We start from the raw sequence: 24751 nt of genomic DNA on the forward strand, positions 1-24751 counted from the left end.
TCGTTTTGCGGTTCCTCCTGGCGGCACCTATGGTGATCGTTCGTAACGGGGGATAGGTGAATTACCTTGGTTGGCGTGAGTGGGGCCAGGGGGTTCTCTTTTCGGATTCCCCTTGTACGTCTGCTGCATGGATAGGCAGCCGAATCCAAGGGAGCTTCGTATGAGCGGCGTTTCGGATCGCCCCAAGATTGTCTTGTTCGATGGACCCGGAGGTCCGTTTCCTGAGTGGTTCCTTCCCCGGCTTTGCGCCGACTATGAGGTCCACGTGTTATGGGTGCCCAGCGGACAGGTAGAGAAGGACGCGGAGCGGTCACGAGCGTTTGATGCCCACTGCTCATTCTCTGCCCTGTCGAGCCAGCAGAATGCGCTCCCTGAGATCGTGGAATTCGCGCGGAGCTGGGAACCGGCCGGGATTCTCGGGTTCAGTGAACTGGCCGTGACTGCAGTGCACGCCGCCGCTCTGCAATTAGGGCTCCCGTCCAACGCTCCGGAATCGCTGCGCGCCCTGCGGGACAAGCATCAGCAGCGGGAGTTCCTCGCCAACGCGGGTGTCCCCGTTCCACGCTTCGCCTCGGTGCACTCCCTCACCGGTCTGAGGGCTGCAGCCGATCATGTGGGAACGCCCGCGGTTCTCAAGCCGGCGGCCGGGGTCGGCAGTATGGCCACTTACAGCGTGACGGCTGGGACGGATCTGGCGGAGCTGTGGAAGGAGGCCGCCACACGCTATGAGAAGGATCCTCGTGGGACCGGCACCGCGCACTTCGTTCTGGAAGAGCTTCTGATCGGCGAGAACTGGCACGGCGACGCACGCTACGGGAACTACGCAAGTGTTGAGTCCCTGGTGGCCGACGGGGTGATCCATCACCTGGGAGTCACCGACAAGTTCCCCCTGTCGGAACCCTTCCGTGAGAACGGCGGCATCATGCCGTCCGTCCTTCCTGATGCCAGGACGGAGCTTTTGCTGCAGTGTGCCTCGCAGGCCGTGGCCGCGATGGGCATCACCAACTCAGCCGTCCACACAGAGATCATGCTCACCGCCGACGGACCCCGGGTCATTGAGGTCAACAGCCGTATCGGCGGCGGTGTGACCGAAATGCTGCACCACTGCTACGGCTACGACGTCATCCAGGCGATGGCGGCCGTCGCGACAGGCCGCTCGGTGCCGGCGCGCGGGCCGCTGCTGCGCAGTACGGCGTTCTGCGTGCCGCAGTCGCCCGCCGCGGACGTTGTCCTTGCCGCCGCGCCCGCGCTCAAGGACCTGCTCGCCCTGGACGTGGTCGACGAGGCCGAGCTGTCCTGCGAAATCGGCGGCCGGCCGCAATGGGAGCGCGGCACGTCAGGCGGGACGCTGGCCCGTATCGTCGCGGTCGCGGATTCGTCTGAGGGACTCCTCGACCTCGCGGACTATCTGGCATCGGACGAGGCCTTCTCCTACCGGCCTTGCGCTGCTCGGGTAGTGGAGTAGCGATGCATCGCGCGGAGCTGACCCTGAGCCTGGCGGCGGTGGAGCACAACGTGGAGGCGCTGCTCAAGTTGCTGGGAGGGGGAGCGCTGTGGGCCGTGGTCAAGGCGAATGCCTATGGGCACGGGGCGATCGCCACGGCGCGGGCGGCGCTGGAGGCGGGTGCTGGCGCGCTGTGCGTGGCGACGGCGGGCGAGGGGATGGCGCTGCGCCGGAGTCTTCCAGGAGCCCGGATCATCGTGCTGGGGCCGGTCACCCACGACGAGGTGGCGCACGCCCGGCACGGAAGTCTCGAGTGTGTGGCACACGACGAGGCCAGCTTGGCGCTTCTGGAACACCAGGTGAGGATCCATCTGAAGATGAACACCGGCATGAACAGATGGGGGGAAGCGGGGCGCCCCAAGAGGGTTCCCGAGGGCACGGTCGGTGTCATGGGTCATTTCGCCACCGCGTACGCGGATCCGCACAGTACAGCCCTTGAGGCCGCACGCTTCGCGGACTGGAGTTCCGGCCTTGCGGATGTCACCCGCCATCTCGCGAACAGTGCCGCGACCGTCCAGTTTCCGGACACTCACCTGGACGCCGCACGCTGCGGCACCGCGGTCCTCGGCCTGTCGCCGCTCCCCAAGCAGAGGCCACAGAGTTTCGGTCTGCGCCCGGCTCTGCGCTGGACCAGCTATCTCGCTCAGTCGCGAACGCTGTCTGCGGGAGAGGGGGTGGGTTACGGAAGTCTGTTCAGGGCCGGGGCACGCATGCGGATGGGCGTGGTGCCCGTGGGCTACGCCGACGGCTTCAGCAAGCGGCTCACGGGGTCCCACGTGCTCGTCGGCGACATTCCGGCGCCCGTCATCGGGGCGGTGTCCATGGACGCGATCGCAGTGAAGCTCGACCGCGATGTCCCCTCGGGTACGACCGTCACCATCGTCGGCGACGGCCTGACCTTCGAGGACCACGCGGACGCGGCAGGCATCACCAACCAGGAGCTCTGCACCGGGCTGAGCGCCGACCCGCGGCGCATCCGGCGCCGCTTCACCCGCTGAAGCAAACGACCGCACTCAACTGCATCACCAACCAACCCAGGAGAACACGCATGCGTATCGGTGTGATTGTCGGAGGCCCGAGCCCGGAGCGTGACGGTTCCTACCTCTCGGGGGAAGCGGCCCAAAAGGCCCTCACCTCCCTCGGCCACACGGCCGACCTCGTCGACATGTCCGACGGTTTCTGGCGGTCGATCAGCCAGTACGACGTGGCCTTCATCGCCGGCCACGGATGGTACGCGGAGGACGGAAAGCTCCAGGGCCTGCTGGAGATACTCGGCGTCCCCTACACCGGCTCGGGAGTGCTGGCCAGCGCGGTGGGCATGCACAAGCCCACCTTCAAGATGCTCATGCGCGCCCACAAGATCCCCACCGCACCGTGGGCAGTCCTGCGGCCCGGATCGTCCGCTGCGGAGATCGCCACCGTGATCGAGGAGCTCGGGCTTCCGCTGTTCGTCAAGCCCTCCTCCAGCGGCGAAAGCCTGGCGGCCGGGATCGCCAGGAGCAGTGACGACGTGGCGCAACTGATCGGTGCGGTGGAGGAGTTCGCCCCGCAGGAGTACATCGTCGAGCCGCTGCTGCAGGGCAACACCGTGACCGTGGGAATCCTCGAGATCGACGGCCGCCTGGAGGCACTGCCAGCCCTGGAGGCCATCGCGCACAACGAGTTCTACGACAGTCAGGCCAAGTCCGACCCCCACTTCCGGACCTACCGCTGCCCGGCCCCGCTCGCCCCTGAAGTGGCCGATACGATCCAGGATCTGGCCGTGAAGGTCTTCATAGCCTGCGAATGCCGCGGCGTGGCGCGCGTCGACTTCATGATGGGGCCGGACGGACCCGTGGTGCTGGAGGTCAACACCGTCCCCGGACTGACCCACCAAGGCAACCTCGCCGCGATGGCACAGGCTTTCGGCCTCGACTACCAGCGGATGATCGACGTGATCCTGAGCAGCGCCACCGGCCGGCCGGCGTACTGCCCGTAAGAGGCCTCGCGCCTTCGCCCAACCGAATTTCGTTCGAAGGAGACCCTGTGGCAGAGCTGGATACCCGGCGGCGGGTGCCGTACTACGCGCAGTGGGAGTCCCGCGACCTCGTCGGGGCAATCATCGCCGGAACGGCCAGCGCCCGCGACGACGCGCAGTGGGAGCGCTCGGGAGCCCGTTCGCCCGAGGAGTACGAATACTGGAGCTGGCGCTGCTGCGGGATGGCGTGCTTGAACATGGCCCTCGACTACTGGTGCGGGTTCACCCGCCCGACCGTCGAGCTGGCCAAGGAGTGCAAGGCCGCGGGCGGTTACGTCGCCCGCGACAGCAAACTCATCGGGCTGATCTACGAACCGTTCTGCGCCTACGTCAAAGACCGCTTCGGTCTGGTCGCCGAAACGCACACCGGGCTCTCCACCCGTGACATCCATGCCGCCCTCGCTTCGGGCTGCCTGGTGATGGCCTCGGTGCACCCGGACATCCGCTGGCCGGCCAGTGCCGCGCCCGGCCGCGGAGGCCACCTCGTCCTCGTGGTCGGCGCCGACGACCAGGCGCTGTATCTGAACAACCCCTCCGGCATCGCAGCCTCCCAGGAGTACGCGCGGGTGCAGACCGACGACTTCGAGCGGTTCTTCGCCGGCCGAGGTGTCGTGCTCCACCCACCAGTGGGGGGCGGCGCGGCACGATGAGCTCCCCGCCGCACGACACCACGGCGACAAGCACCTCCCCGCCCCCAGCCGAAAGCCGCCGCTCCGCACTGTGGGCGAAGTGGAACGGCGGCCTCAACCGCACGTTCTGGGCCGTGTGGGCTGCCACGCTGACCAACCAGCTCGGCGCCATGGTCATCCCCTACCTCGGCTACTACATGACCGAGGAACGCCACATCTCACTGTCGACTGTCGGCGTGATCCTGGCGGTTTCCGGAGCCGGGGGAGTCATCTCCCAGTTATGCGGCGGCCTGCTCGTCGACCGGATCGGCTACCGCATCACCATGACCGCGGGCATGGTGGGCACCGGGGTATTCCTGTTCCTGCTCGGCGCTGCCGACCACCTCGCATGGATCGCCGTCTGCGCCCTGCTCGTCGGCGTCACGGGCGACATGCACCGGCCCGCCTCCGCCACCCTGGTCGCCGATCTGTTCCCGGCGGCCGAACGGCCACGCGCCTATGGCCTGCTGTACTGGGCGGTGAACCTGGGCTACGCGTTCTCCATGGTCTTCGGCGGCTCCCTGGTACGCCACGGCTTCACCTGGCTGTTCTGGGTGAACTCCGCGACCTGCGCGGCAGCCGGTCTCCTGGTGTGGAGATCAACCGGCGCCGCGAGCACGCCCAGCACGTCCACGACCGCCCGGTCCGGCAGCTACAGAGACGTGGTGAAAGACCGGCTGCTCCTGGCCTACCTGGGAGCGTGGCTCGCCTACGGCATCGTCTTCTGCCAGGCCCTCACCACCCTGCCCCTGGCGATGAAGCAGGACGGCCTGTCACCCTCGACCTTCGGATACGTCATGGCCGTCAACGCCATCGTCATCGTCATCGTCCAGCCCCTCACGGGACCGCTGCTGACGCGACAAGACCACAGCCACGTACTGATCGGCGGGATCCTCGTCCTCGGTCTCGGCTTCGGCAGCACAGCCTTGGTGTCGACGCCACTGGGCTACGCCTGCACCGTGGCGCTGTGGACGCTCGGCGAAATCGCCGTCAGCTCCGTGAACCAGGCGGTCATCGCCTCGATCGCCCCCGAGCCGCTGCGAGGCCGCTACTACGGCCTGTACGGGATGGCATGGTCCACAGCCATGCTCACCGCCCCCCTCGTGGGCACACAGCTCCTCGCATGGGGGCCCGGGCAGCTATGGGGCACCTGCGCCTTCCTCTGCCTTTGCGCCGCCACCGGCCAATGGCTGCTCATACCCACCATCCGCGCTCGGGCAGGCCGCCTCAACCCACCGCTCCAGCCCACTGCACCAGCGGCATAGGACGAAGGGCCCGGTGGCCCCAGCGGCATCCTGTTTCCGCCCCCGTGAAGTCCGCCCCATGCAAAGATCGTTTGACTGGCCGGAGGCGGCCGGAAACCAGACCGTTGGGGAAGACATGCTCAGTCGAACAAGAACGGCAGCCACCGGATTCGCGGTGGCAGCACTCGCGATATCCGGGTGCAGCAGCTCGGGAGAACACACCGACAGCAGTGCACCCACCTCAAAGACGTCCGCGCCGCCGTCGAACTCCTCGACCCCCCAGACCCCGCCTCCCTCCCGAAGCGGCACGGCCGGCACGGCGCCGACATGGACTCCTCCGGCCAGCGACCCCTACCGGGCCTGGCAGGCCAAGCCAAAGGGGCCCATCGCCCCCGACGCCCAGGACATCCACGCCAAGTCCGTACCCCTGCTCAACAACACGGAGGCCACCTACGGATCGGAAAGCGGGTCCAAGTGCTGGCCCGCCAGAGCCTCCGCTCTGACCAGCGCGTGCACGACCGCAACGGGCAAAGCGGAACAGACCGCCCAGAGGGCCCTGTCCTGGATCAAACACGAGCCAGCCACCTACTTCACAACCCTGCGCACCAACGCGAACCACATCCTTGCGGCAGCCGGCCACTACCGGACCGACCGCTGTGCCGACAGCCCTGCGGCAGCACCCGTGCGCACACGGTGCCAGGCGTCCGCATACGCGATCGCCCAGGCCTACCCCTACCTCAGAGGCGGCTTCAACGCCGCCCTGGAAGGGCGCTGACCAACCGTCGCCACCACTCTTCCCCTGCGAGAACGGAGAGCAACATGCTTACCCAGTCCACCGCCCGCATACGTGTCACGGCGGCCTTAGCCACCCTCGGGCTGTCCTTAACGGTGCAGGCCGGATCCGCCTTCGCCGCAAGCCCGGTACCCGACCCGGAACCGGTTCCCGCCGAGGTACAGCACCAGCGCGACCTGGCAGACGGCAAACTCGACCCCCAGCACCTCACCCACAAGACAGAAAAGGAGGCCCAGGAAGCACGCAGCGGATTCGCACGCCGCCCCGGAACCCCCTTGCCCGTCAAGCAGTTCGCCATCAGCGGCACGACCTACTACGCCGCAGCCAGCACCGATGTCAGCACCGCGCAAACCAACAACTTGTGCGCATACGGCGAGCACTGCCTCTACTACAACTCCGGCCTTCACAACGCCAACTTCAAGCGCTCGCAGAGCACATCCACCATCGACAACTACGCGGGCTACACCTTTCCTGCTGGACTGCCTGGCGGTGGCCAGGACGTGAAGAACAACGCGGCCTCGGTGTTCAACGCCAGCGGAAACTACACCTTCGGCGTTTTCTACAACAGCAACCACAACGGAACCCGAGAGTGGTTCTCGGCCTCCAGCGGCGGAGATCTCACCTACGTCAAGAACGAGAACGCCTCCGGAAAGTCCGTCTACGCCGGATGAACATCCACTCCCAACGCCCCAGCACGATAACCGTCCTCTTGATCGCCAGCGCGATCGGCGCCACGGCAGCCTGCAGCACTTCCCAAGACGACCACGGCACGAGCGCAAGCACCAAGCGCAGCACACACCCCGACCCCTCCACGCCCGTGCCATCCGCGCCGCCGTCAGCTCTCCCCGGACCGGCACTGCCGATCCAGGCATACATGCCAAGCCCCCGGCAGATCGGAGCCGACGGCCGCGCCCGTGCCGTCCTGATCACCCAATGCCTGAAGCGGTTCGGCATCACCTCAGGACAGATCACCTCCAAGCTCGGACCACGCGGTCCAGAGAGCATGACCCAGCGCCGCTACGGCATCTCAGACCGCGCCACAGCCGCGCAGTACGGCTACTGGCTTCCCGGCGACGACCGAAACCCTCCCCAAGTGCCGCAGCCGAGCCAGGCCGAGACACAGGTCGCCAGCGGCGCCGTGCCCACCTACAAAGGCCAGCCCGTGCCCGAAGGCGGCTGCGCCGGGGAGGCCGTCCGCACCCTCGATGGCAAGAACGCCACCGCACAGACCTACGGCAACGCCCTGCGTGCCGCCAACGTCATGGAACTCAGCACATTCAACGAGACCAGAAAGGACCCCAAAGTCAAGAAGGCGGAGCAGGCGTGGGCCGCCTGCATGAAAGCCAAGGGCCACCATGTCCCCGCAGACGTCTTCGCCGCTGCTGACCGGCTCCACCTTCCCGAAGTCCGGCCACGGCCCAAACCCGGCGACCGCGAAGTCATCGTCGCTGTCGCCGACGCCGAATGCCACACCCGTACCGATATCGACAAGATCTGGAACAGCCTCGAAACCACCTACCAGAAGAGAGAGATCTCCAACGACCCCAAGAAGTGGGAAGGCATTCGCCACATATACCAAGCCCACTTCGCAACAGTCGATAAGGTCCTGACCACCCATGATCAGGGCAGACCCTGAGAGCAAACAGGCAAGCCCGAGGTGCTCCAGCCCGGAGCGCGAGTCATCCGGTCGTGGACGCAGCGTGCGGAAACCGAACAGGGCTGAGAGCATCGCCTGTCGGCCAGACGGCAAGACCGGGGACTCGCGGTGAACGGGAGCGTTCTGAATCGCCTGGCAGGAGAACCGCGTGAGCCGGCCGGTGCCCGGTGGGTACCGACCGGCAGGGGCAGCGGGGAGGAGGTCTCCCAGCCGGTGGGCGAGGGCGGCACTGGGCTGGGGGATGCTGAAGAGCGCGCTTCCACATCCAGGCGCTGGACGGCGGGACACCTCCGCACGTGCGCCATGCCCCGGGCGCGCGTTGATCAAGCCCTGGAGACAAGCCGAAGAGGCCGCGGGGCTGGTCGCGTTGGCGGGTGGGACCGGCGATGCTTTCGCGGGCCGGGGCTTCCGGCCCGTCATCTGTCGGCACGGACCGTTGGAGAAGCCTGTTGGCGTGCGGTGTGCGGGGCCCGTGTACGTGCGAAGTGGCCGCGGGCCCCGCACGCTCCGTCGGCCTGTCAGCGACGGTGTTTCCACGGTCGGGGGGACGGGCGCCAGGGGGCACGCTCGACCGTGGCAACACGGTGACTTCCGGGAAGGTATCGGTCGGGTGCGGCTCTCTTCGAGTGACGAAGATGCTGGTGTCCGGGATTGTGGAATCGGGTTAGATTGCGAGGTCCCCGCGGGTTCGGGTGATCTTGACTGCCAGGCGTTTCGCGTCGTCGGACGGATCGGCAAGGCCGGCTTGGCCGTGATCGGCAGCCTCGTTTCCGGAGGCGAACAGGGGGGTGGGTGACACGTACTCGAGCGCGGCTTGATACGTGTCGTCGTAGAGGCTGCCGTCGAGGATGCCGATCCGCAGCGCCAGCAGATGCGCGGCGTCGTGGCAACCGACCCAGCCGGCGCAGAGCCGACGGTTCGTGCTGTCGGAGTCGGCCTGGTGGCACTGGAACAGCCTGGTGGGCTGGTCAGCCGTCTGCACGTCGTAGCGACGGAGCTTCTCGTACTCGTGGCGGGCCCAGACACCGGAGGCCACGTCTTTCCGGTAGGGGCAGCTCTCGCATGGACGCGGCGCTGGCGGGCGGATCGACGACATGGAGGCATTATGGCGTGGGTGATCAGACCGCGTCCGGCCTGCTTTGCGAAGTCCTCTCCGGCTCATTCCGGAGGGAGACCACGGTCAGGCAGTGAGTGCGTATGCGTTGGTGTTCCTCAGCGAGATGGTGCTTCCCGTAGGCGCCAAGATCGCCATTAGCGGCGACGGTACGGAGTTTCAGGACGGCTTCGGCGCCATCAAGACCCCAGCGGGCGCCACCTATATCGAGTATCGAGGCGGTCGGCGACGAGACGGCGTGCCGCGCCCTCAATGATCCCGGTCGCGATGGGCCACCCAGCCTCGTGGGCTGGCGTCGTCACCGGCGACCTCATCGTCCGCACCACCCGACGCGCAGGAAACCAGGTAGCCGTCACCGTCCAGTACGTCGGCGCTGAGGAGTGGTATATCCTGCCGGGCTGCCCGGCAGCCGTTGCCGAGCCCGTGCGCGGCAACATGACGGCAGTCGATGTGAGCGTGGGGAGTAAGAGTGAGCGAGGGCAGCGCCGTGGATCTGATTCACTTGGCTGACGAGGGGAGCGGTCTTCTGGTTCGGGTTCTGGGCCGCCACATGCCGGGGGTGCTGTTCTGGCACGACTTCCTCGACGCGGAGATTATGGTCACCAGTGGGTTCGCCCAGGGACACCTGGAAGTGTGCCTGGCACCGGACGACTTGGACTGCTGGTCCGAGGTCCTGGATGTGCTTGTCGTCGGGCGGGAGGTGTCCTGGATGGACGACGGGCGAAACCCCGAGATCCGATTCGAACCCTCCGGCCAGAACGGAGTCGTTGTGGTCGCGGTGGAGGACCTTGCCGGATCCGGTACATCGGTTCGTGTTCCGGTGCGCTTGGCCCAGGGCTGGGCCGCGGAGCATCGCGAACGGTTGCGGCGTGTTCAGGCGGCCTGGCCCCAGGAGGTTGTGGAGACTTCCCCGGGCGCCTACGAGTGGCGGCGCTGAACTGCTGCGAGTCGGCGCCAGCAGATAAGCGCTCATCCCGGCGTGAGGAAGGCTTCGCGGATGTCGTCGCGGATCTCCCAGCGGATCCGCGGGCGGCGGAACCAGTGTGCAGATGGGCGAAGGCGCGCTCGACGAACCAGAGTTGAGTGTCGAGGCCGGAGCCGTGCTCGGCGCCTCGGCGGGCGATCATCGGCTTCACCCCGAGGTCCCAGACGAGACGGCGGCACTTGTCGTGGTCGTACCGTAGGGCCCTGATATGTCTCTGCTAGCGTAACCAGAACGCCCGCCACCCCGGCATCCTGGACGCCCAGAGTCGCGAGCGCGCCTGCATCCGCAGCAAGGCACCCGACTGGGGCGGGCGTCCGCTGATGACAGTGGCCTGACCCGCTCGGGTCCTCCGGAAGCCATTCAGTCAGCGCTACCTGGAGGGCATCGAAGGTCTCTCGCAGTTCGGGGATGGTGATCGGATCGATCTCCATCTGAAAATGGCATACGTCGTCGTCTCCGTTAGGCGTGAGCCGCACGAAGAAGGCGAAGCCGTCCCCGACGGGCTCCGCAGTCAAAGCCAGAGGGTTGTTGCGGCCAGGGCTCACCGCCTCGGAGAAGCGTCCGCCCGAAGGGGCCTTCAGGCGAGAGAGCATCCGTGCTGCGAAGCCAGCGACCTCTTCGGTGCTGAAGGTATGCCGTGAAGTCGGCTGTCAGGCAGGAGCACCAGTCGGCTGTGACCTGCCAACTCTCCTCATTGGTCCGAGTCACTTCCAGCCACGCGTTATCGCGTCCGAGGCGTATCCGCGGCTGTTCCACCATCTCGTCCTCCGATCCGCACCTGAGCCCAAGATCTTATGGTGCGGACCTGACCGCCTGCAGCCCCCGCAGCTCACCACCTCGCACCTAACCGAGCCGACGAAACCTCCCGGCCAGAGCACCCGGCGGGGCGTCCCTCGGTCGGCGGCGCCGTTGTTACGAAAAGCAGACGCGGGCCGGGCCGGAGACGTCGTCCCGCTCGTATTCGCAGAGGCACGCGTACGTGGCCGAGCAGGAGTCCAGTCCTTGGGCGGTCTTCACCCGGATCCCGGGGGGCGGCGCTGCTGGGACCGGGCAGAGCCAGGGGCAGCGCGGCTGCGGCGAGCGCGACAGCATGAGCCGTGCTGCCCCATCTGGGAGCCGAGACTTCGCCTCTCGCTTCACACGCCCCAGCGACTCCGTCCGCTGAATAGTCACAGTGACCGCTCAGCGGACGGATCTCAAACTTACCTATCGGGCATTGGTTCGTTGGACGGCTGCTACTGGGTTCGGAAACAGGCGTCCCGTCTCACGAGGCCTTGTCGCTCTCAGCTGACCTCGTTCAGTTCGCATTCCGGGGACACGGCCAAGTGAGACTGTCCAAGTCGGCCTCGGAGTCCAAGCCGCGCGGCGCCCTGTCGGGCCGAACGAGTGGGGCCTGGAGTTCATTTCCTCCTCGACGGTGCTGGGTCGTCGATCGCCCCCGAAGATGCGGGCTCCAGAACGAAGACGGGGATCACACGGTCGGCTTTTTCCTGGTGTTCGCCGTACGACGGATAGGCGGCGACCGCGCGCTTCCACCACTCGGCTTTCTCGTCTCCTGTGATCTCACGGGCTGTCATGTCTTGCCGTACGGGCCCGTCCTGGAGCTCCACGTGCGGGTCGGATATGAGGTTGAAGTACCAGACCGGGTGACGCGGTAACCCGCCCTTCGAGGCCACCGCCGCGTACCGCCCCCCGTGCTCCACGCGCATCAACGGGACCTTGCGGATCTTGCCGCTCTTCGCTCCGCGCATCGTGACAATGACGACGGGCAGGCCCGTGTCCCACAGCGTCGTTCCCTGTGTGCCGCCCGAACTCTCGTACAGCTCGACCTGCTCACGCACCCACTGCGCCGGACTCGGCTCGTACTCGCCCTCAAGAGGCATCGTGGTCTCCCCGTCGTCGCTTACGGATCATGGTGCACAGTCCAGCACAAGCCTCGCGCGAAGGCGAGAGGGCCGTTCGCGCTCTGCCGCCGCCAGGCACGGTCGAGACCGGAGCCGGGTCGGGGCGCTGCCTTCCAGTGGCCGGGACCGCCACCCGAGCCACGGCGGTGAGCCCGGCTAGCACCTGTGAACTGAATCGCCCTGGAGGAACCGGGCGGGGTGCCCGTCCGGTGAAGAGGGGACCCGGCTGGTCCGCACAGTCCTTGAGCCCGGTCACGGTTCACCCGGCTTCGTCTGCCCGCTGAGCCGGGCGGGACATGCCGCGCCAATGGACCAGTACCGGCGTCACCGGCCGCTGCACGGCGGTGCCGGCCACTGTCGGCCCGAGGGCCCAGGGCCTGGAGGGGCGGGACGGTTTCGCCCACCTCCCTGTCGGCCCCGACCTCGCAGCAGCCACATCCTGCGCTCACGGGTTCAACTCCCACGACTCGAGCGATCAGGAGTAGGCCTCGGCAGAGGCTCCCGGCGGCGGAGGGCACTTGGCTAGCATGGCCGCCGCCGGGCTCGGGATAGGACCAATGGGACGCGGCGGCGTCAACTGAGTGATATCCGGCCGAACTTGCCGGAGAGGGTGGACAGTTGTGGCTATGGCCGGTCAGCTCGTCGATCCGTGCGGCGAGGTCCTACGTCGCGGCCTGGCCGAGGCTGCGTCGAAGAGTGTCCGGAATACGGGAATCCCGTGACCTTGAGGCGGACAGCCCAGCGCCGTCTCACTCAACCCGAACCAGGTGGGTCACGGTATGTCAGTGGTGGCTGGCACGATGTTCAGACGTCACCACGAGCGGGAGAGACGCATGGGTACCTGGGACGTCGGCCCCTTCGACAACGACACTGCCGCGGACTTCTCCGGCGACCTCGACGAGGCGCCCGAAGGCGAGAGAGAGGGCATCATCCGGGACGCTCTCCTGCGAATCATCGGCACCCGCGATTACCTCAACCAGGACATCGCGGTGGAGGCAGTCGCGGCGGCGGCGTTGGTCGCCGCACAGTGCCCGGGGGGCGAGTCCATCACCACCGCGTACGGGCCGGATCTGCCCCCGCCCCAGCTTTCCAGCGAGCTGCGTGAACTTGGGGTCCAGGCCCTTGACCGCGTGGTTACCGACCCATCTGAGCTGATGGAACTTTGGGGTGATACCGACAAGGACGGCTCCTGGCGGGCCAGCCTCGTCCAAATCCGAACCGCCCTCTCGACTGCATCCTCCGGGGGAACAGCCACTCCGCTTGCTCAGGGCTGATTAGGGTCGGCCATGCGGACCGGCATCACCCCAAGGACGAGGTTCTCCATGGCTTGGGGCATACGGCCGAACCGGGCCAGCCAGTCGGCCACGACATACAGTTCGCCCTGCTCGTCCATTCCGAGGAACGCGTGACCGTGGTCGAGTTCCCCCAGGGGGAAGAGGCAGCGGGCGATCTCCTCGCCCCACTCCCCGAATCGGTCATCCTCCCCCAGCGCGAGCAGCGGGTCGAGTTCGAATGGCTCCCGCGCTCGGGTGATCCCGGAGCCACCGCCGGCGGTCATCAGTCCCCCAAACTCGCGCAGGAACTCCTCGGCGGCGGCGTGGATCCGGAAGCCGTCCGCTTCCAGCCGCACTCGCCACGCTGTCGTGTCGACGCTCCGCCCTGGATACCAACCGGCACCACGCAGCACCGCCTCCGCCTCAGCCGACCAGACGTGCGGTTCCTTCGCCTGAGCTGCCCGCTGGTCGCGCACCAGACGGGCTGCGAGCGCGACCGCCTCAGCGGGATCTGCCGTCTCGAAGGCGACACGCTCTCCCCGGTCCAAGCGGCCCACCACCGCATAGGAATCTGGATGGGCGAACATCGCCGGGAGTGGTTCATGGCCCCACTCCTCCCAGTTGTCTGCTGCTGACACGCTCAGCTGACGCATCGAGATCCACGGATACATCGCACTCAGCAACGGCTCACGCCTGGCCGCCTGAAGCAACAACCACAGGGACGGCGAGGACTGGTCGTCTTCAGCTGCCTGAGGACGGTTCGCCTCCAGGAGCTCCATCCAAGCCTCTGCGTGACTGCGCTTCGCGCCTTGTGATCCCATGCCTCGACGATGCGACACCTTCACGACCCCGTCAACGACGAAAGACCCGGAGCACGGCCACGCAAGTGGCAAGGTGCGCGATCACCGTACTCTCCAGCCCTCCCGCCGAGTTCATGGCGGAACGGGAGGCCGTGATAGAGGTCCCTGCGGCTGGGGTTGACTGAGACAAGAATCGTGCGGCGTCTCGGTCAACCCGAACCAGCGCTGGTGGAGGCCTTGACGCTTTGCGCGTCGATCACGCAGGCCGACGGCTCGCAGGTTAGGTACGCGCCGCCGTCGCTCAGAGCTCGGGGAATGGTGCCACTTCGTCCATGGTCCGCAGCAGTGTGCGCGCCGCTTCGGCCTCCTCCGGCCGGACGGACGAGGCGAGGCCCTCGACAATCGGTCGCCCTGCGCGCACAGCCGCCCGGGCGGCCACCTCCCAGGCCGGTTGTTCCCGCAAGGCCGTGTGTCTCGCGCGGCTCGCTGCTGCGGCGCCGTGCCACTGCGCCGCCCGGCAGATGCCCTCCAGCAGCTCCAACAGCTCCGCCTTGCACCACATGTACGGAGCCCCGACCAGTTCCAGCAGGAAGGGGACGGTCGGGGCCGTCGCCTCTCCGACGACGAACCCCAACGCGCAGATCATGTCACCGAGTTCGTCGATCGCCAGCCGGGCGGCACCCTCGCCTCCATAGGCGATCCTGGAGAGCAGCGGCGGTATGCCGGTAGCGGGAGCCCGCCGCGAGTCACGCAGCTCATTCCAGCGCACACCGGCAAGGCCCTTCAGCAGAGTCCCCACGCACTGCCACCTCTCATTGGCTCGCCTTCTCGTCAGACCTCAGTGTCCTGCGGCGAGCTGCGGTAATCCCCGGTCTTCGCTCCGTTCTGCCCCACACCGACAACACCCAGCTGTCCAGCGTCTCGACAAGATTCCCCGTCTGTCCGACAACCACTCGCGGAGCTGGCCACGTTGCGCGTGGCACGCCAAGGATATGAGCCAACTGGAGTGGACCCCGTGGCCAGAAAAATGCCCGGTAATTGACTGGTCACTGATATCGGCGTGGCGGCATGCTCGTGCGGTCGTTCCCGACCGGCGCGTGAGCGGGTTGCGTGCGACATGCGATCACTGGCGCCCGCAATGAGGACATTGGCTGCTAATGGCCAGGCGATTCCGTGCGTTGCTGTGGCAACGCACGGAATCGTCACCGACTGCCATCATCAAAACGAACGGAGGGCAGAGGGAAGTTTCACGGCGATACCATAGCGAGCAGGGAGTGATTAATGCGGAAGATTGCGCTCATAGTCGCACTTTTAGCAACGCTTATGGCACTGACCGCACCCATCGCCTCGGCGGAATTCGAACCCTCGCCTGCCTCCTCTGCGGTTCCCGGGGAACTGCGCCGCGTGCCGTCCCCCCCGGGCCTTCCTGGTGCACCCACGAACCAGGGTCCGCAGTCCACTCCCGGCACAAGCCAGGACACATGCGCAAATATGGACGCGACATTGACCCAGGCGCGCGCCGCCGGCTTCTCTAGGGTGTCCTGTTCGAGGACCAACCTACCCATGGACAACGAGGGACGGAGCGTGGCCTCCCGTTCCTCCGCGAGCTTCGCAAGCCTCGCTGGCCCGCAGCCTCCAAGCTGGTGTGGTACCGAACCGTACAACGACGGGCAGTGGTGGATGACGCGACACGACGCATGTCGCGCGACCCTCAACGAAACAATAATAAAGAATACGAACGGGACGCTCATTTCCCAGTTCGAATACGCTCTCCTGCAATGGCAAACCGCGTACAGCTCTGATGGGTTGACGTCGAGGTACTCCATCGCCATGACCCCATTCGGCACGCCGTCCCCAGGAGCCTTCGCCGACACGTCGGTGGCCGGCGACGCTACATGCGTGGACCTGTGCGCGGGTCCGGATGTGGTTTTCCTGCCGGCCCGAATCGACATGGGCGTTACGGTCGCACGGGATTTCAAATTCACCGGGATGACAGCCGCCCCTGGCGCAGTGGGTTACCTAAAGTCCAAAATCGAGTACCACTTCACGGCTATGAATTCGGTATATTCGACGGATGTCGTCGCAGACTCGCTCCCTGTGCGATGCGACAATCAGATGGTTGGCATCGTCGGCCCTGGCTGCGTCTTCTCGGACTACGAACCGCAATTCTCCGTGAACACCAACGCGACACACAATCCTGCATGGTGGCTGAACGCCCTTAGCATTTCCTGGGCCCACTATACCGGTCTACCGCAGGTGTTGACTCGGCACGGTAACTCCGACACATCAAGGCGAAACGGAGATCGGGCCTGCCCCCGCGGCGATGATTACCCGAGGCCCCCGGGATATCAATGTGACGAGTACCCATTCCGCTCCACCCAAGAAGGCGCGTGGTCGAGCGGGGCACCGTTCGCCCCTCGCACGTTTAGCTGGTGCCAGCTCAGCTGGCCGCAGACACCTATCGTCAGCAGCGACATAGGCTCCGTCGGTTGGTCCCGATGCAACATTCCGAAGGAACATAACCGCCTCGGCGGAGAAGCCCTGAACGAGTTCTACGGCAGCGAACGCGTCGTCGCTGGGGACCGGTTCAGGGTCTTCGCAGGAGATTGGTGAGCCGCGTGGTCGAGAGAATCGAGGGCCTTGTCTTCACGAGCCATACAAGCTTCTATCTCGTACCCGGGCCGGAGCGCCCGCCCGCCTGGCCGTCGTCCCTGACGACGGGTCTGGTCTCGGCCAACAGAGACGTGGTGTGTGTCACCACGGGAACACACACAGGACACGTGCCCCTCGTCACCGAGGCATACGCCCAGGAGCCGTCGGTTGCGTCGGGCTGGGAAGACGTTGCAGAGGTCTCTGTAGCGGTCTCCTCAGGAGAACTGCACGTCCTTGAGTCGCAGTATCCACTCCTGTTCGGCAACCTGGCCCTCGCTGGGCCTGGGGACTATCGCGTACGTGTGCACGCGAACGACCGCAGCGACGAAAGAGCCGGTCGTGGCTCCAACGACTCTTACCTTGTTCAGGTCTGGCTCGCTCCCCGAGCCGACGAGCGACTCATCCGCTTGTGCGAGAAATCGCGGCGCGACCTGGAAGCCGCCGAGCGGGTACGTCGCCAACTGCTCCCCGACGTTCCGCTACCCCCACACTTGCCGTCACTCCCAGCCGCACCCCAAACCGTTCCCGCCTCCGCCGGCGGCCCGGGAACCCCCGACTCGTAGTGCCGCCCGGCTGAAGTCCTTCTCCCGTGCCCCGTCGAGGAACTGGGCGCCCAGGAAGCCAAGGTGAACCGTCGGCGCCCTGCTGGGTGAGGACGGCTCACGAGGTCGGCAACCCAGCCGTCCGGCCGAGGACGGTGGACGGTGACCAGCCCCCTTCCTCCACTGCCAGGCCAGGGTCAACAGGCGGCGCCCCCGTGGCCAGCCAGGCAGCGCGAGAGATGTCGAGGCCACCGAAGCGGACATGGGCATGCGACCAGACCGCAGCCGGTAGGGCCACGGGAGCTACAGCACGGCAGCGCGCCGGTGCCCGGCCAGCCAGACGGGCCGAGGAGGGTCAACTCCGGCTGACGGCTCCGCTGGAGAACCAGCGCACCAGGCTTGTTGCGAGGTCGACGGCCATGCGTGCCTGCTCGGTGGTCTCTTCAGGAGTCGGGGCCCGGCCTCCGTGGCGGCTGCTCTGACCGGTCCAGAGCAGTTCCATCATCGAGCGGGCGGTCTCCAGGCCCTCGGCACCGGTCTTGCCAGGGAGGGCGGAGCGGAGCTTGTGCTCGATCTGGCGCCACTCACCAAGCATGGTGCCAAGGGTCGCGCGGGTGTTGTTGGGCTGGAGGGTGGCCTGGGCAGCGGCCTCGACGGCCTTGATGGCTTCGCTGTAGGCGCGTACGGCGTCGGGGTGCAGCGCGTACGCGGCGTTATGTGCGAGGCGGAGGTGCTGGCTGGCGGACCCGCGGTCGGGCTGCGCAGCGGCTTGTGCGGCGGCTTCCACGGATGCGGCAAGGGTGGGGTCGACGCGGTGGACCAGGGCGCGGCCGTCGATACGGATCGTGTAGATGGACTGGGCGTCGTCGAGGAGTTCCTGCAAGGGACCCCGGTGGATGTTGAAGACGTAGCGGTCCAGGGAGAGGAGTACGCCTCCGAGTGAGGCGGGCACCGGTTGGGTGGGGAGCAGATGCGTTCCGGGAGTGGTCCGCTGCGAGCTGGTCGGCAGAAGGTTGAGCAGTGCGTCGATGACGTCGGGGAGCTCTTCGGCGGTGGTGTACCAGGCGAGGAATTCCGCGTCGTCGACCTCCGCATGGGGGCCGTCCTCCGGATCTCGCGCGAGGTTGCAACGGATCAGGACCCGCTCGCACGCGGCGTCACGGGCAGCGCGGTTGATCCACTCGCGCAACGGTGTCTCGGCAGCTGCGGGTACACCCGGGCGCAGCTCTGTCCTCTCGTTTCCGCGGCGCGAGAGAGGGAGCCAGGTATCGGTCACCAGACCAACGGTAGGCCCACGGCCTGCTGGTAGCACCCGAATTGAGAGTAACGACAGCGTTCTGCGAGGCCACGGCGCCGTACGTGCGTGGCGAGTCACACGTAGCGTCCATCTCGTTGCCCTCAGCTCCAGAAGTCCGCCCACCGGCGGGACGCGGTGACGGTCCGTTCGATCCCCTCAACACCGTATGCCTTCCAGTCCTCCCATGACCTTGCCTCTGCCTCGGTGAGGACGTGCACCGCCGCGCGGGGCGCGTTGGCGAGGGTGGGAACGGTCAGCGCCCACGCCGCCGCCTCCTCGGGGCTCTGCCGTCCGTCCAGGACAAGCCGGAAGCCCCACAATGCCGCGTCGACCCATCCGGGCCCCTGTGCCGCCCACGCCCAGTCGACCAGCCACGTCCGGTCGTGGCCGATCAGGAAGTTGGTGGCCGCCGGGTCCGCGTGCAGCAGGGTCTGGCCGGTCAGCAGGGGTTCGTCCCCGGGCTCGCAGTAGTGCCCCCACCTGTCCCAGGCCGTCATCAGCCCGACGTCGGGGGCCGGGCGGGTACTCAGGTCCCGCAGCACCTGCGCCACCCGTTCCAGGTGGTCGCCGTCGGCTGTGAAGTCCGCCCAGGGGGTGGCGGTGACGCCCTCGATTCCGAGCAGCCGCCAGCCCCCCGCGTCCACCTGCCACAGCACCTTGGGCGCGTAGTCGGGCAGATGGGGGCTGACGCGCGCCTCCCTCTCCAGTTCCTCGGCCCGCTCGTGCCCGAGGGGCAGGCCTTTGACGAAGACCTTCGAACCGTCGGGGAGGAAGAGCAGGGTGGCGATGCCGGAGCTGTTCCCCGTGGGCATGTCGGCCTTCTTATACCCCGCTCCGACCCGGTCGTCCACCGCCGCGCGGGCCTCGGCGGGCAGCTGTTCCCAGCCGATGTGTTCCACGTGCATGAGCCACCGCTCCCGGTCAGGCGTCCGGGCCCGGAGGATTCGGGGGCATCGGGGGGTTCTTGTCCGGCCCCGGGGCCGACGGAGGGCGTCCGGGCGGCGGCTTGGAGGGTGGACCAGAGGGAGGCCTACGCGCTTCGATCACCATCGTCATGGGGGCGAGGGTAGGGCGGAGGCGACCGGCGACGCCAGGGGGAGGGGACGGCAGGTTCTCGTCGGGGGTGGTGTGCTGGGGGCAGGGGCGGCACACAGGTCTCCGCTTCTGCGGGGGTGAGCCGCCTGTCGTGCGGCTACGTGTCCCTGCGGGCCTGCGGCCGTTGTACGCGACGGCGCGACCACCCGGAGCTCCGCAAAGCATTCGAGGACGGCAAGAACGCCCCCGGAGCAGCCGACTTCTACTACGGCGAATGCGAAATGCGCCGCCACGACCACACCAGCACCCCCAAAGGCGAACGCCGCCTCCTGTGGGCCTACTGGATACTGTCCGGCTACGGCCTGCGCGCCTCCCGCGCCTTCACCTGGCTGCTCGCCGCCATGACGTTGACCGTGCTGCTCCTCATGGGCACCGGCCTGCCCACCCATGACCCCCACCCCGCCACCACCGGAACCCTCCACGGCAGCAAGATCAGCCTCAGTACCGGCACCCCCGACCCCGCCCTGCACGGCACATGGTCCCCGCGCATCACCTGGGCCCGCGCGGAGAAAGCCACCCGTATCGCCGTCAACTCCGTGGTCTTCCGCTCCAGCGGGCAAAACCTCACCACCGCCGGCACCTACATCGAGATGGCCTCGCGCCTCCTCGAACCCACCCTCCTCGCCCTCGGCGTCCTCGCCATCCGCGGACGCATCAAACGCTGACCCACCATGCCCCGTTCATGGCTCCCAAGCGTCCGCAGCCGGTCAAGAACGGGTTCTCAAAAGTCGCCTACCCGTTCGACCGGAGAGCATCAGATCCCCATACAGCGGCAAACAGGCATCCTGCCGATTCGCGTGAGATGCTGACGGGCTGCCACCGTGGTCCGTAGCATGGCCCGTACGGAGCCGGCAGCGACTCGCACGGGCGGGAGAGGGGGACCAGAACATGGCCGAGATCTCCCAGGACGCCGCCGCCGAACACCGGCCGGACTATCCGCCCAAGACCCCGACCCCGCCGAAGAAGCCTCCGTCCCCCTTCCCGTCCGACACCGGCACCGCACCCAAGCCAGTCCTCCAGGGCGCGCGAGCACGGGTGACGCTGGCGAACCGCCGCTGTGCGAACTGGCCGCTGGAATCCGCCCCATGGACCGCAACCGCCACTCAGCGCCGCATCGTCGAGCAGCTCCAGGCGTGGGGCTACCGCCCCGACCCGGCCGCGGTACGGCACGTCGTGGCCGCCCTCATCGCACCCGCCGTGGCAGACGCGGGACGGCGGATCAGCGTCCACCTCGCCGACGAACAAGGACGCGCCTGCATCCTCGTCCTCAGCCACCAGCACACCCCACAGACACCCACCGAACTGACCCTGACAACAGTGGCCGACTGCCCCTCCGTCGCCGCATGCGGCACCGACAACGCTCCCGACGGAACACGCCTGTGGGCGGTCATCGACCTCGCCACGCCTACCGGGCAGAGGAACAGCCAACGCACTTAGAAACAACGGCAGTTGACAATCACGGCTGTTCCCCAGGGCTGATGTGGAGAACCAGTGATTCTGATCAGTGGGCGAGAGGCTGTTGTGATGATCGGCCCGTGGTGGTGCAAGACCCGCATGAAGCAGACCGCAGGACAGCTCCCGGTCGATCAACAGCGGCTGATCGACGAGATCCTCCCGCCTGCCGCCGCAACCCGACCGGCGGGCATGCCCCACGGAAACTCAAGGCCCCAACGAGGGTGTGCGAGGTGGGCGGTGCTGTCATAGGCCTCAGCATCGGAAGGTGCCACAACTCGATTCGCCAGCGAGAGGCGCTGGCGGACGTCGTCCGAGAGACAGTAGAAGATCTTCCTGGGCGTGGGAAGAGATCTCCGGCAGTCGCTGAGCTGTCCTGATCACCGTCTTTTGCCGGTGCCCGCGGTCGGGGTGGTCTGGTCACCGGGGACGGCGATGACGTGGCCGGTCCACGTCCAGGGTTCCTGGCGTGGCTCCCAGGTCACCTCGACGGGGGTGTCGTGGAAGGTGCGCGCGAGTTCCTTGAGCATCGCGGTGGCGGCGGCCAGCGCCACGTCGGGATCAAGCAGCTCGTCGCTGAGGCGTCCACGGAGCGTGCCGCCCTCGATGGTGAGGACGCTGTGGCGCCAGCCGTCCGGCGTCGCCACCAGGACGATCCCCTTGGGCAGGCCGAAGGCAGGCTGCTGCTTCTTCTGTCGTATCGCCACGCAGCCATTTAACACGGCGGCGCAGACACCTCGGTTTGGGTCCCGGCTCAGGTGCCGCGGAGAGGTTGGATGGTGGGGCCAGGTCGGTGCAGAGGTGCGGGATGAGGGCTTCCTCGTAGGCGGGTCTCGGCGGGCTCCTGCGCTGTGAGTCTCCGCCAAGTGCGGAGATACGTGCACCAGCAGGCAGGCTCTGAGCCAGTCACGTCATCCCGCGGGCATGGCGGTGGCAGGGCGAAAAACGTCCAGGATGACTGCGGTGCCGGCCAGGGTCCGGTCCTCGTGCATGGTGATCTGCTGGCCGGGCTGGACGTGCGTCCAATGGGAGGGGGTGAGGGGCACGAGGCGAACCGTGGCTCGCCCGCCGGGCTCCAGACTGGGCATGTTCTCAACCCAGAGGAAGGCGATACTGACCGCACGTGCACCGGTGGGCGAGAGGTGTCCGATGTCCCACATGGGCCGCAGAACACCGGCACCGGAGATTGGCGTCGTGCGTCGCGCCTCGGCGGCCGGACGGAGCGTCAGATCCGCCCGGATCACGCCATTGCGGATCTCGGAGCACCGCCAATGGCACCAGGCCGCGCTCCGCTCAAGCCGGAGCTGCTCGGCCGCCTCGGCGAGCTTCTCCCAGAATGCGAGAGGGAGTGGACGGCCGTCCCCGAGTTCCTCCAGCAGGCCCAGGGCGATCTCCCACTCGTCATGGACGAGGTAGTCCCAGATGTCTCGCACCGTGATGTCGTTCTCGGTGGCGGTCTCGTCGGGAACCAGCAGGGAAGCTGATTCGAGCATCTCAGGGACGTCCATGCGCTCATTCTCGACCACACGGACTACACGGACTACACGGACTACACGGACTACACGGACTACACGGACTACACGGACTATGAGGCTGCGTTGTGGCGACACCGACCTCACCACATCAAAGACGGTGCGCTTTCATCCGTACGCGCCGGAGCCGACAAGGGCCGGGGTGTACGTCTGGGCGCCCGGGCGCCCGGCCTTCCCATCCGTCCAGCCAGCCGCGCAGGATGGTGAGGGACGGGGAGTCGGGGGCATCCGCGTGGTTCGTGCCGTCCTGCTGGAGGACAGCGGCTGTGGTGGGCGCATGAGCGTACGAGCAGTAAGGCCAGCCGCCGAACATCCTTCCGTGATCGTTTCGTTGCGGCGCTCTCCCGGTACCTGAACCTGACCTCTACCCTGTGAAGGACCGGAACGAAGAGGGAGGCGCTTCGTGGATGTCGTGACGGCCAAGCACCGCTCACCGATCGGGGACGACGGGCATCAGCCGAACCGCCCCCTGCCTCCACCCCCGCCCCCCACTCCTCCTGCCCCGGACAAGAAGTAGCCGGCGGTGAACGCACCGGCCCAAGCAGCACACACGCAGGGGCTGCTCGCACAGGTCGCCGAGCAGTTCGGGCACCCGGTCCCCGAAGAGCTGGCCGAGGCACTGCGGCAGGTGCCCCGTCACCGGTTCCTGCCTGAGACGGTGTGGGTACGCGATGGCCAGGGCGGCTACCGGCTCATCAACCGCAGTGCAGAGCCGCAAGAGTGGATGGCCGCGACGTACGCGGACCAGACCCTGGTCACCCAGTTCACCGACACCCTGCCCACATCATCAGCATCGATGCCCTCGATGGTGCTGCGCATGCTTCAGCTCACCCAGGTGACCGCTCTCGAAGGCACGCGGCAGCAGCCTGTCAGGGTCATGGAGTTGGGTACGGGGACGGGCTTCAACGCGGCGCTGCTGTGCGCGTTGGTCGGGCAGGGCGCTGTCACCACGGTGGAGCTGGATGCCGTGCTGGCCGAACAGGGCGAGCGGAACCTGAAGGCCGCCGGGTACGCACCCACAGTGGTGCAGGTAGATGCAGCACAGGGCTGTCCGGGCTCTGCGCCGTACGCACGGGTGCTGGCCACGTTCTCCGTCGACCAGGTCCCGCCCGCCTGGATCGCCCAGACCGTGCCGGGCGGACGGATCGTGACGCCGTGGACGTCAGCCTGGTGCTGCTACGGCACCCTCGCCCTCACCGTCAGCGCAAGCGGCACCGCAGCCGGTTCCATGACTTCGCCTCCTTCATGCCCATGCGCCCAAGTGAACAGGAAACCGCGAACGGCCCTCATGCTCAGGCGATCGCGGCCGAGGAGGCGAAGTCCGCGACGGCACTCTCACCGTGGGCAGTGGCCGGCGGAGACCTGGACGCCGAATTCCACCTCGGGCTCACCGTCCCAGGAGTGTTCTTCTCCTGGGACACCACCGGCGAGCACGCCCCCGTACGCCTGCGTGTCGAGGACACCACCAGCACCTCGTGGGCGACCGTTGACTATGACGGCACCCACACCACCGAGTTCACCGTCACCCAAGCAGGCCCCCGTCACCTATGGAACGAGATCGCCGCCGCCTACGCGTCCTGGACGAACAACGGCCGCCCCGGCGTAAGCCGGCACGGGCTGACGGCGCACGCCGATGGAGAACACACCTTGTGGCTCGACTCCCCGGACCACCCCCTCGTTCCATCCGCAGAGGGGCGCGCCAAGATCTCGAAGAATCCATAGTTTTTGTGCTTCCATAGACCCCTGCCGGACGCTCACAGCCGCTATCGTGGGGCATGCCCGGCAGACTCCCGCGAGAGCGATGATCTCCACGGGTCGAGGAGAGGGCACGTCAGATGACAGCGGAATCGGGCCGGGTGGGGAGTCTGACACGGGGTGAGCTCGTGGACCTGGTGCAGCGCATCATGGACGGCGAAGGCACGGAGGAGGAGCACAGCGCGCTCGTCGAAACCCTGGAGAGGAACGTGCTGCATCCACGGGTCTGTGACCTGATCTATTATCCAGAGAACGAGGGATATGACAGGGAACTGACGACAGATCAGGTAATCGAGCCGCCCTCGCATACCGGCCGATCGCACTCTGACAGGACCGGGCACCCCCACCCCGTGGCCGGATACAGGAATCCGCGGAGCGGATTCCGCCAGGCCGAATCGCTCCGCGATTCGCGCCGCAGCCAACGGAGTTGGCTGCACCCGGTGGCGGAGCCGCCGGCTAGCCGCGC

At 67.1% G+C, this 24751-nt stretch carries 22 protein-coding genes and 3 pseudogenes; 15 read left to right on the plus strand and 10 right to left on the minus strand.

The genetic code is table 11. The features are described from left to right. Window positions 1-160: 160 nt before the first annotated feature. The 8 genes from ACFWA7_RS23655 (at window position 161) to ACFWA7_RS23690 (ending at window position 7862) form a co-directional block, all read left to right on the plus strand. The gene (locus tag ACFWA7_RS23655) at window positions 161-1465 is read left to right on the plus strand and encodes an acetyl-CoA carboxylase biotin carboxylase subunit family protein (RefSeq protein WP_385825018.1); all 1305 of its coding nucleotides are present in this window, start codon (window positions 161-163) and stop codon (window positions 1463-1465) included. Window positions 1466-1467: 2 nt separating this feature from the next. Then, window positions 1468-2502: an alanine racemase gene (gene alr / locus ACFWA7_RS23660; RefSeq protein WP_385825020.1), complete on the plus strand. Its 1035-nt coding sequence runs from the start codon at window positions 1468-1470 to the stop codon at window positions 2500-2502. 50 nt (window positions 2503-2552) lie between these two features. Continuing rightward, window positions 2553-3482, plus strand: coding sequence for a D-alanine--D-alanine ligase (locus ACFWA7_RS23665; protein ID WP_385825023.1), 930 nt, complete (start codon window positions 2553-2555; stop codon window positions 3480-3482). A gap of 47 nt (window positions 3483-3529) precedes the next feature. After that, window positions 3530-4171, plus strand: a complete 642-nt coding sequence (locus ACFWA7_RS23670) for a C39 family peptidase (RefSeq protein WP_385825025.1) — start codon at window positions 3530-3532, stop codon at window positions 4169-4171. After that, window positions 4168-5454, plus strand: a complete 1287-nt coding sequence (locus ACFWA7_RS23675) for an MDR family MFS transporter (protein ID WP_385825027.1) — start codon at window positions 4168-4170, stop codon at window positions 5452-5454. The genes ACFWA7_RS23670 and ACFWA7_RS23675 overlap by 4 nt, the downstream gene beginning before the upstream one ends. Window positions 5455-5608: 154 nt before the next feature. Beyond that, window positions 5609-6208: a hypothetical protein gene (locus ACFWA7_RS23680; protein ID WP_385825029.1), complete on the plus strand. Its 600-nt coding sequence runs from the start codon at window positions 5609-5611 to the stop codon at window positions 6206-6208. A 44-nt stretch (window positions 6209-6252) separates the two neighbouring features. Next, complete coding sequence (locus ACFWA7_RS23685; protein ID WP_385825031.1) at window positions 6253-6897, plus strand: hypothetical protein; 645 nt, start codon at window positions 6253-6255, stop codon at window positions 6895-6897. Continuing rightward, entirely contained in the window at window positions 6894-7862 is a 969-nt protein-coding gene (locus ACFWA7_RS23690; RefSeq protein WP_385825033.1) for a hypothetical protein, read from the plus strand. The genes ACFWA7_RS23685 and ACFWA7_RS23690 overlap by 4 nt, the downstream gene beginning before the upstream one ends. A gap of 685 nt (window positions 7863-8547) precedes the next feature. On the opposite strand, the gene ACFWA7_RS23695 is transcribed toward ACFWA7_RS23690, so the two are convergent. Continuing rightward, window positions 8548-8979 carry a DUF6283 family protein gene (locus tag ACFWA7_RS23695; protein WP_385825035.1) on the minus strand — a complete coding sequence of 144 codons (432 nt, stop codon included), beginning with the start codon at window positions 8977-8979 and terminating at the stop codon, window positions 8548-8550. Between the two features lie 22 nt (window positions 8980-9001). After that, a pseudogene (locus tag ACFWA7_RS23700) lies at window positions 9002-9281 on the minus strand (hypothetical protein); the annotation flags it as partial. Window positions 9282-9466: 185 nt separating this feature from the next. On the opposite strand from ACFWA7_RS23700, the gene ACFWA7_RS23705 reads away from it, so the two are divergent. Further along, window positions 9467-9934: a DUF5959 family protein gene (locus ACFWA7_RS23705; RefSeq protein ID WP_385825037.1), complete on the plus strand. Its 468-nt coding sequence runs from the start codon at window positions 9467-9469 to the stop codon at window positions 9932-9934. Between the two features lie 1448 nt (window positions 9935-11382). Here ACFWA7_RS23705 and ACFWA7_RS23710 read toward each other — a convergent pair. Then, window positions 11383-11865 carry a nitroreductase family deazaflavin-dependent oxidoreductase gene (locus ACFWA7_RS23710; RefSeq protein WP_385825039.1) on the minus strand — a complete coding sequence of 161 codons (483 nt, stop codon included), beginning with the start codon at window positions 11863-11865 and terminating at the stop codon, window positions 11383-11385. Between the two features lie 854 nt (window positions 11866-12719). On the opposite strand from ACFWA7_RS23710, the gene ACFWA7_RS23715 reads away from it, so the two are divergent. Continuing rightward, window positions 12720-13160, plus strand: coding sequence for a DUF4259 domain-containing protein (locus ACFWA7_RS23715; RefSeq protein ID WP_385825041.1), 441 nt, complete (start codon window positions 12720-12722; stop codon window positions 13158-13160). On the opposite strand, the gene ACFWA7_RS23720 is transcribed toward ACFWA7_RS23715, so the two are convergent. From ACFWA7_RS23720 to ACFWA7_RS23740, 5 genes are all read right to left on the minus strand, one after another. Further along, window positions 13151-13939 (minus strand): SUKH-3 domain-containing protein, encoded by a 789-nt coding sequence (locus ACFWA7_RS23720; RefSeq protein ID WP_385825043.1) that lies wholly within the window; start codon window positions 13937-13939, stop codon window positions 13151-13153. The genes ACFWA7_RS23715 and ACFWA7_RS23720 overlap by 10 nt on opposite strands. 322 nt (window positions 13940-14261) lie before the next feature. Next, window positions 14262-14759: a hypothetical protein gene (locus tag ACFWA7_RS23725; RefSeq protein ID WP_385825046.1), complete on the minus strand. Its 498-nt coding sequence runs from the start codon at window positions 14757-14759 to the stop codon at window positions 14262-14264. A 2068-nt stretch (window positions 14760-16827) separates the two neighbouring features. Next, window positions 16828-17073, minus strand: coding sequence for a hypothetical protein (locus ACFWA7_RS23730; protein WP_385825049.1), 246 nt, complete (start codon window positions 17071-17073; stop codon window positions 16828-16830). Between the two features lie 436 nt (window positions 17074-17509). Further along, on the minus strand, window positions 17510-18430 hold the full coding sequence (locus ACFWA7_RS23735) for a hypothetical protein (RefSeq protein WP_385825052.1): 921 nt from the start codon (window positions 18428-18430) through the stop codon (window positions 17510-17512). A gap of 122 nt (window positions 18431-18552) precedes the next feature. Continuing rightward, window positions 18553-19356, minus strand: coding sequence for an aminoglycoside phosphotransferase (locus tag ACFWA7_RS23740; protein WP_385825055.1), 804 nt, complete (start codon window positions 19354-19356; stop codon window positions 18553-18555). Window positions 19357-19695: 339 nt separating this feature from the next. On the opposite strand from ACFWA7_RS23740, the pseudogene ACFWA7_RS23745 reads away from it, so the two are divergent. Beyond that, window positions 19696-20211 (plus strand): annotated as a pseudogene (locus tag ACFWA7_RS23745) (pentapeptide repeat-containing protein); the annotation flags it as partial. Between the two features lie 223 nt (window positions 20212-20434). Continuing rightward, window positions 20435-20983: a hypothetical protein gene (locus ACFWA7_RS23750; protein ID WP_385825058.1), complete on the plus strand. Its 549-nt coding sequence runs from the start codon at window positions 20435-20437 to the stop codon at window positions 20981-20983. A gap of 395 nt (window positions 20984-21378) precedes the next feature. Here ACFWA7_RS23750 and ACFWA7_RS23755 read toward each other — a convergent pair whose 3' ends face one another. Next, window positions 21379-21705, minus strand: coding sequence for a hypothetical protein (locus ACFWA7_RS23755; protein ID WP_385825061.1), 327 nt, complete (start codon window positions 21703-21705; stop codon window positions 21379-21381). A 204-nt stretch (window positions 21706-21909) separates the two neighbouring features. Further along, the gene (locus ACFWA7_RS23760; RefSeq protein ID WP_385825064.1) at window positions 21910-22506 is read right to left on the minus strand and encodes a hypothetical protein; all 597 of its coding nucleotides are present in this window, start codon (window positions 22504-22506) and stop codon (window positions 21910-21912) included. A 748-nt stretch (window positions 22507-23254) separates the two neighbouring features. Here ACFWA7_RS23760 and ACFWA7_RS23765 point away from each other — a divergent pair. The 3 genes and pseudogenes from ACFWA7_RS23765 to ACFWA7_RS23775 form a co-directional block, all read left to right on the plus strand. Beyond that, window positions 23255-23626: pseudogene (locus ACFWA7_RS23765) on the plus strand (protein-L-isoaspartate O-methyltransferase); the annotation flags it as partial. Window positions 23627-23685: 59 nt separating this feature from the next. Further along, entirely contained in the window at window positions 23686-24252 is a 567-nt protein-coding gene (locus tag ACFWA7_RS23770; RefSeq protein WP_385825077.1) for a hypothetical protein, read from the plus strand. A 161-nt stretch (window positions 24253-24413) separates the two neighbouring features. Next, window positions 24414-24751, plus strand: a 338-nt coding sequence (locus ACFWA7_RS23775; protein WP_385825068.1) for a bacteriocin immunity protein, incomplete at its 3' end; no start/stop codon positions are given.

The sequence above is a fragment of the Streptomyces sp. NPDC059994 genome (genome assembly GCF_042737755.1).
Lineage (GTDB): Bacteria > Actinomycetota > Actinomycetes > Streptomycetales > Streptomycetaceae > Streptomyces.

Excerpts from the sequence above, each read along its gene's own strand:
- alr (WP_385825020.1), top strand. The coding sequence starts at position 1,468 with ATGCATCGCGCGGAGCTGACCCTGAGCCTGGCGGCGGTGGAGCACAAC.
- ACFWA7_RS23760 (WP_385825064.1), bottom strand. The coding sequence starts at position 22,506 with ATGGACGTCCCTGAGATGCTCGAATCAGCTTCCCTGCTGGTTCCCGAC.
- ACFWA7_RS23715 (WP_385825041.1), top strand. The coding sequence starts at position 12,720 with ATGGGTACCTGGGACGTCGGCCCCTTCGACAACGACACTGCCGCGGAC.
- ACFWA7_RS23750 (WP_385825058.1), top strand. The coding sequence starts at position 20,435 with ATGGCCGAGATCTCCCAGGACGCCGCCGCCGAACACCGGCCGGACTAT.
- ACFWA7_RS23710 (WP_385825039.1), bottom strand. The coding sequence starts at position 11,865 with ATGCCTCTTGAGGGCGAGTACGAGCCGAGTCCGGCGCAGTGGGTGCGT.
- ACFWA7_RS23720 (WP_385825043.1), bottom strand. The coding sequence starts at position 13,939 with ATGGAGCTCCTGGAGGCGAACCGTCCTCAGGCAGCTGAAGACGACCAG.
- ACFWA7_RS23655 (WP_385825018.1), top strand. The coding sequence starts at position 161 with ATGAGCGGCGTTTCGGATCGCCCCAAGATTGTCTTGTTCGATGGACCC.
- ACFWA7_RS23695 (WP_385825035.1), bottom strand. The coding sequence starts at position 8,979 with ATGTCGTCGATCCGCCCGCCAGCGCCGCGTCCATGCGAGAGCTGCCCC.
- ACFWA7_RS23740 (WP_385825055.1), bottom strand. The coding sequence starts at position 19,356 with ATGCACGTGGAACACATCGGCTGGGAACAGCTGCCCGCCGAGGCCCGC.
- ACFWA7_RS23685 (WP_385825031.1), top strand. The coding sequence starts at position 6,253 with ATGCTTACCCAGTCCACCGCCCGCATACGTGTCACGGCGGCCTTAGCC.
- ACFWA7_RS23690 (WP_385825033.1), top strand. The coding sequence starts at position 6,894 with ATGAACATCCACTCCCAACGCCCCAGCACGATAACCGTCCTCTTGATC.
- ACFWA7_RS23665 (WP_385825023.1), top strand. The coding sequence starts at position 2,553 with ATGCGTATCGGTGTGATTGTCGGAGGCCCGAGCCCGGAGCGTGACGGT.
- ACFWA7_RS23675 (WP_385825027.1), top strand. The coding sequence starts at position 4,168 with ATGAGCTCCCCGCCGCACGACACCACGGCGACAAGCACCTCCCCGCCC.